Below are 7,382 nucleotides of genomic sequence, written 5' to 3' on the forward strand. Positions count from 1 at the left end.
CTGAACTCGTTTGAGGCGAAAAGTCCCGCAAAGATCCCTCCTGCGACTATAAAAGTCACAAGGCAGGCTATAAAAGGCTTCTTATCCTTTGCAAAGCCCGACTTTACAGCGGCAATAATAAGAGATATAACATAAACCGCACCAAGTCCCAAGATAGCAGGGACAACACAGGCGAGGATATCAGCCGCTGTCATAAGGGCAAGGGAGATAGCATAGAATATCTTTCTTGCCTTTTTATCATCATAGAGCATACCATTAAGCGCAAAGGCAGATATCACTGTAAGCACTGCCGCCAATGCAAAAGGCGTACACAAAAAGCCTGTTGCGATATATTCCTTTGTATAGGTCATACCGCCTGATGAGAAGCCCGAGAATATCTCTTTGAAATAGTTTGGAACTATTTTTGCGGTAGCAGGTATAGCCTGCAAAATTCCCACGATAGCTTCAAATGCGCCTATTCCTACGATAAAGTCTGAAAGCTTTATCCTGCAGTCGTCAGCCGTAACTGTCATTCCTGCGGCAAAAAGTCCCCAATAGCCAAGTATGGTGAGCATACCCTCTGAGCGGTCGAGATAGCCGTAGAAAGATGTGAAGATATCCGCTGAAAGCAAGCAAGATACCACCGACAGAAGCACCACTGCAAGTGGTACGATAAGGCTCTTGTTGTCTTTAAGCTCCACCTGCTTTTTCATGTTGGCAATAAGGAAAATGATAAATCCAACAAAGCCGACCGCAAGCACAGCGGCAGATATAAAGAATATAAATTTTTCGTTTAGATAAAGAGTACGGTTGACGCTTTCGTCCATACCGTATTTGATATTCTGTGTGAAATAATACGGAATTGTGATAACGCACAGAACAAGCACAGCAATAATGCTGTAAACTCCGCACAGCTTTTGTGCAGACTCGGCAGACATATTCAGAATAAAATCCGACTTTTCCGAACTGCCGAAAAGGTGCTTTTTACCTTGATTGGTAGTGACCTCTTTTTTCTCTTTTGCTTTTGACATAAAAAATCCCCCAAAAAGCATAGATATTTTATTATTTTATAATTGAAAATTAAAAATACATCGCCGCAGGCGATACCTTAATTCCTCATTCCTCACTCCTCATTCCTCACTTTCCCGATTTGTTTGCATTATTCACAATTATATGTTATAATAAAAATAACTGCGATAAAACATGAAAGGACTTGTGATAATTGATATATCTTGATAACCGCTGTTTACACAATTTACTTTGCGTATTCGATAGCTCTGCTCTCACGGATAAGATTGACCTTGATCTGTCCCGGATAATCCATTTCAGTTTCGATCCTCTTAGCGATCTCACGAGCAACGAGCACCATTTTTTCATCGTTGATCTTCTCAGGCTGTACCATGATACGAACCTCACGGCCTGCCTGTATAGCAAAGGATTTCTCAACGCCCTCGTAGGACGTGCAGATCTCCTCAAGCTTCTGGAGCCTCTTGATATAGTTCTCATAGTTCTCGCTTCTTGCTCCCGGTCTAGCGGCGCTTATTGCGTCTGCCGCCTGAACAAGTGCCGCAACAACAGTTCTTGTTTCAACGTCGCCATGGTGAGCCTCGATAGCATGAATAACTTCAGGGCTTTCCTTGTACTTCTTACATACGTCAACACCTATCTGAACGTGCGAGCCTTCTATCTCATAGCTGAGAGCCTTTCCTATATCGTGGAGCAGTCCTGCTCTTCTTGCCAGATTTGCGTCAACGCCAAGCTCTGACGCCATCATTCCTGCAAGGTGAGCGACTTCAATAGAGTGGTTAAGCACGTTCTGTCTATAGCTTGTTCTATAGCGCAGACGTCCAAGAAGCTTAACAAGCTCGTGGTTCACACCGTGAACATTGGTTTCGAGAATAGCTCTCTCGCCCTCCTGCTTGATCTTCAGCTCGACTTCACGCTTAGCCTTTTCTACCATTTCCTCAATGCGTGTAGGGTGTATACGTCCGTCCTGGATAAGCTTTTCAAGTGCGATCCTTGCGACCTCTCTTCTCACCTGATCAAAGCACGAGATGGTGATAGCCTCAGGGGTATCGTCAATGATAAGATCAACGCCTGTGAGAGTTTCGATAGTTCTGATATTTCTTCCCTCACGTCCGATTATCCTGCCCTTCATCTCATCATTAGGCAATGCAACGACTGACACTGCTGATTCAGACACCTGATCGGCAGCACACCTTGAGATAGCAAGCGAGATATACTGTCTAGCCTTAGCCTCACAGTCCTCCTTCACCTGATTTTCAAAGTTTGTGACCCTCACAGCCTTTTCATGCACCAGATCCTCGTCCAGCTTTGAAAGCAGATAATCCTTAGCCTGATCAACAGTGAACTGAGATATCTTTTCAAGCATATCGAGCTGTGACTTCTTGATCCTGTCAGCCTCAGCCACCTTTTCGTCAGCATTTTTCAGCTTGTTCTGGAGAGTTTCTTCCTTTTTCTCCAAATTATCGAGCTTTCTGTCGATAGACTCCTCTTTCTGCTGAACACGTCTTTCCTGTCTGGAAACTTCGATCCTTCTCTCTTTAAGCTCTTTTTCCGTTTCCTGGCGTGACTTGTGGATCTCGTCTTTCGCCTCGATTAATGCCTCTTTTTTCAGAGTTTCAGCGTTTTTCTTTGCGTCGTCAACGATACGCTCTGCTTCCTTTTCCGCAGAGCCTACAGCAGCTTCGGCTGTCTTTTTGCGATAGCTTATACCCTGTTTGAAGCAGATAAATCCGCTCACACCGGCACCAAGAACAAGAGCAACTACACATAGTAGAATAGCAATACCTGGTTCCATGTATAGCTTTCCTCCTTCTTAGAAAGTATGGATATCCATATTTTGTGCGTAAAAAACGCATGAAAAAAAGATATCCACCTGATATTAAATTGTAAAGATACAAAATTGCAAAATTTATTTTATAAAAAACATCAGAATAATACAAAAAACTATACTTCATCTTTCAGTTATATAAAAATTATAATGCACAATATTATTGTATAATAAAACTTCTCTGTTGTCAAGAATTTTTTTAGTTAAATCCACAAAATTATATATTTTCTAACAAACCCCTTGACAAGCGGGTGAAGAGGTGTTAAAATGTTAACTGAAGTAAAAGATAAAGTCTTTTGCAGTTATACTTGAAAGCTTTGACGGGGAAGCCCCTCGGCGAAAGGTCTTTTCAGAGAGCGCCGCACGTTTTTATACGAGCTGTGAGCGGTGCAGGACTATGCAGAGTGAGGATACCGCCCCTGAGTGCGTTTAATACACGCCGCAGGCTCAGCGTTAAAGGAGCAACTAATGAGTTGTGCAGGAAACTGCGCATGAAGTTGGGTGGAACCACGATATCATCGTCCCATAGGATATTTGTGTCCTATGGGACTTTTTTGTTATGTAAGAGGGTGATGATACTATGAAAGACAGGAAAGCCATGAAAACAAGGCGTATCCTTGCGATCATTTGCTATACCATTGGGTTTTGCGCTTATGGTGCAGCGGGATATGTTTGCTGGTTATCATGGAGCGGGACTATATCCGACAAGCAAGGGTTTCTCACCTTTCTGCCCATATGGATAGTATCATACTGGTTCAACACATTTTTCTCTCAGCTTGTTTGCAGGGTGAAAAAAGACGGCTCCAGACAATGGGCTATCAAAAAAAGGGCAAGGCACGTTTTGAGCGACATTTCAACGGTGCTGAGCGTAGTGCTTCTTTGCTTCTGGATATATGTGTATGTTTCGCAGTATACAGAACTGCTGAACTTCAAATAATATGCCTGTAGGGGTGACCTGAGGTCGCCCGAATTATAAAAGACCATACGCAAGAAAACGCAGGGTGATATGCGGGCGAACGCTGTTCGCCCCTACAATGGACGAATTTCAAATAAAAAAGACGTGTAATTTACACGTTATAATAAAGAATTACAATATTATATAAATCGGAGGAATCAAAAATGATCAAGCTGAAATTAAAAGACGGCTCTGTCCGTGAGATCGAAACGGCAATGCCTGCAAGCGAGATAATCAAGGATATCGGCATGGGACTTTACAAGGCTGCCTGCTGCGTAAAGCTGGACGGCGAAGTTTTCGACATGAGAACTGTCGTTGACCATGACTGCCATTTTGAGGTCATGACTTTTGACTCAAAGGCTGGTAAGGAAACTTTCTGGCACACAGCTTCTCACCTTATGGCACAGGCTGTAAAAAATCTTTATCCTGAGGCAAAGCTTGCAAGAGGCCCTGCTACAGACACAGGCTTCTACTATGATTTTGAGGTAGAAAAGCCTTTTACGCCTGCTGACCTTGAAAAGATACAGGCTGAAATGAAGAAGCTTGCGAAAGAGGGCTATGCTTTGGAGCGTTTCGAGCTTTCTGCTGACGAGGCTATAAAGCTCATGGAGGAAAGACACGAAGATTACAAGGTAGAGCTTATCCACAAGCATGACGATAAGGGCGAAAAGCTTTCATTCTACAAGCAGGGTGATTTTGTTGACCTTTGCGCAGGTCCGCACATAATGAGCGTTGCACCTATCAAGGCTGTTAAGCTTCTTTCATGCACAGGTGCATACTGGGGCAAGGCAGAGGACGGCAAGCAGCTCTCAAGAATTTACGGAACTGCATTCCCTAAGGCTTCAATGCTCGATGAGTTCCTTAAACAGCAGGAGGAAGCTAAGCTTCGTGACCACAACAAGATAGGCAGAGAGCTTGAATATTTCACAACTGTTGATTGTATCGGTCAGGGACTTCCTGTTATGCTTCCAAAGGGCGCAAGAGTTATCCAGCTTCTCCAGCGTTGGGTAGAAGATGTGGAGCAGGCAAAGGGCTGTCTGCTTACAAAGACTCCGCTTTTCGCAAAGAGAGATCTTTATAAGATATCAGGTCACTGGGATCACTATCTTGACGGAATGTTCATTCTTGGCGACCCATATGACGAGGAAAAAGAGTGCTTTGCACTTCGTCCGATGACTTGTCCGTTCCAGTATCAGGTATTTCTTAACAGACAGCGTTCATACAGAGAGCTTCCAATGAGATTGACAGAGACTTCTACGCTGTTCAGAAACGAGGACAGCGGTGAGATGCACGGTCTTATCAGAGTAAGACAGTTCACTATCTCTGAGGGTCACTACATTCTCAGACCTGACCAGCTTGAAGAGGAGTTCAAGGGCTGTTTGGAGCTTGCTAAGTATTTCCTTGACACTGTTGGTCTGCTTGATGACTGCACATTCAGATTCTCACAATGGGATCCTGCTAACCCTAAGAACAAGTATGAGGGTACGGCTGAGCAGTGGGAGCACGCACAGGCTGCAATGAAAACTATTCTTGACGACCTTGGCGTTGATTACGATATCGGTATCGACGAGGCTGCGTTCTATGGTCCAAAGCTTGACATTCAGTACAAGAACGTTTACGGCAAGGAAGACACGCTTGTTACTATCCAGATAGATATGCTTTTGGCTGAAAGATTTGGTATGTACTATGTTGACAAGGACGGTCAGAAGAAGCTTCCTTACATCATTCACAGAACTTCACTTGGCTGCTTTGAAAGAACACTTGCTTATATGCTTGAGCATTTCAACGGCGTTCTTCCTCTGTGGCTCGCTCCTGAGCAGGTAAGACTTCTTCCTATCAAGGAGGGTCATGCTGAATACGCTCAGAAGATAGCTGACAGAATGACGGCTATGGGCATGAGAGTTACTGTTGACAACAGAGATGAGAACATTGGTACTAAGATCAAGGCTGCAAGACTTGAGAGGATTCCTTATATGCTCATCATTGGCGACAACGAGGTAAACAGCAACACTGTTACTGTTCGTTCAAGAAAAGAGGGCGAGCTTCCTGCAATGCCTGTTGACGAGCTTATCGCTAAGCTTGATGAGGAGATAAAGACTAAGGCTAAGTAATCGGCTTTGTTATACAGACGTTTTATGCGATACCGCACAGGGGGAGTTTCTCTTGTGCGGCGTTGCCGTTTATAAAATATGGGGCGGACAGGATAAAATCCGCTTCGGGAAAGAGGTAATAGATGAAATCAGATATGATCTGGACGCTTGTGGCATTTGCATTCTATTTGGCAGGAATGCTTCTCATAGGTGCTGCATATATGAAGAAAACAAAAAGCTCCGAGGACTTTTTCCTTGGTGGCAGAGGACTTAACGGCTGGGTAGCGGCACTTTCTGCTCAGGCTTCTGATATGTCAGGCTGGATGCTCATGGGTCTGCCTGGCGCTGTTTACGCATTCGGAACGGGGCAGATATGGATAGCTGTAGGTCTGCTTATCGGCACTATACTTAACTGGGCGATAGTTTCGGGCAGACTGAGAAGATACACTATAAGAGCGAACAACTCCTTGACGCTTCCTAAGTATCTTGAAAACAGATTTGAGGACAAGCACAAGATAATGCTTTTGGTATCGTCGGTGGCAATCGTCATATTCTTCCTTGTTTACACAGCGTCTGCTCTTTCGGCAGGCGGAAAGCTTTTCAACTCTATATTCGGTATCGACTACAAGATATGTCTTACTATCGGTGCGGTAGTAATTTTGGGATACACTTTCATGGGTGGATTTATGGCAGTATGTGTAACGGACTTTGTTCAGGGTCTGCTCATGCTGGCAGGAGTTGTGACTATACCTATCATCGCATTTTTCCTTGTTGGAGCAGGAAACGTTATGGACAACATCACCGCAAGCGGTGTTGAGGCACATCATTATCTTAACATATTCAATGATGAAAAGGGTCAGACCCTTTCAGCCATCGACATAATCTCTCAGCTCGGTTGGGCGCTTGGTTATTTCGGTATGCCGCACATTCTGGTAAGATTCATGGCTATAAGCTCTGAAAAAGAGGTAAAAAAGTCAAGAGTCATAGGCTGTGTATGGTGTGCTATATCACTTTGCTTCGCTTGCTTTATAGCTATCGTGGGCAGGGCTTATCTTGTGCCTGCACTTGCAAACAACAAGTCTGAGAATGTTTTCATCGAGATGATACAGAAGGTATTCAACTCCGATATCGGTCTGCCATTCGTCGGCGGAATTTTCCTTTGCGGAATACTGGCTGCCATAATGTCAACGGCTGATTCGCAGCTTCTTGTAACTGCCTCATCGGTATCGGAGGATATTTACCACTCATGTATTGCACCTAAGGCGGAGAGCAAGAAAGTCCTGCTTGTGAGCAGGATAACGGTTCTTGCTGTAGCGGTAGTAGCATACATAATAGCACTTGACCCTAACAGCAGTATAATGGGTCTTGTTTCAAACGCATGGGCAGGACTTGGAGCTTCGTTTGGTCCGATAATACTTATGTCCCTTTATTGGAGGAGAACAAACCTCGCAGGTGCGGCGGCAGGCGTTGCCAGCGGTGCGTTGTCGGTAATAATATGGGATTA

General features: G+C 44.3%; 5 protein-coding genes. 3 read left to right on the forward strand and 2 right to left on the reverse strand.

Annotated features, from left to right (window positions below):
• A partial coding sequence (locus tag QVO88_RS08155; RefSeq protein WP_288177905.1) for a hypothetical protein occupies positions 1-1,010 on the reverse strand: 1,010 nt, incomplete at its 3' end.
• 224 nt (positions 1,011-1,234) lie between these two features.
• Positions 1,235-2,800: a ribonuclease Y gene (rny, locus tag QVO88_RS08160; protein WP_022288004.1), complete on the reverse strand. Its 1,566-nt coding sequence runs from the start codon at positions 2,798-2,800 to the stop codon at positions 1,235-1,237.
• A 613-nt stretch (positions 2,801-3,413) separates the two neighbouring features.
• Between rny and QVO88_RS08165 the strand changes: the two genes are divergently transcribed.
• From QVO88_RS08165 to putP, 3 genes are all read left to right on the forward strand, one after another.
• On the forward strand, positions 3,414-3,770 hold the full coding sequence (locus tag QVO88_RS08165) for a hypothetical protein (protein ID WP_195551823.1): 357 nt from the start codon (positions 3,414-3,416) through the stop codon (positions 3,768-3,770).
• Positions 3,771-3,952: 182 nt separating this feature from the next.
• On the forward strand, positions 3,953-5,899 hold the full coding sequence (thrS, locus tag QVO88_RS08170; protein WP_022288006.1) for a threonine--tRNA ligase: 1,947 nt from the start codon (positions 3,953-3,955) through the stop codon (positions 5,897-5,899).
• A 122-nt stretch (positions 5,900-6,021) separates the two neighbouring features.
• A partial coding sequence (gene putP / locus QVO88_RS08175) for a sodium/proline symporter PutP (protein WP_288177906.1) occupies positions 6,022-7,382 on the forward strand: 1,361 nt, incomplete at its 3' end.

This window comes from Ruminococcus sp. CAG:57 (genome assembly GCF_000435935.1).
In the GTDB taxonomy this organism is placed as follows: Bacteria; Bacillota; Clostridia; order Oscillospirales; family Ruminococcaceae; genus Hominimerdicola; species Hominimerdicola aceti.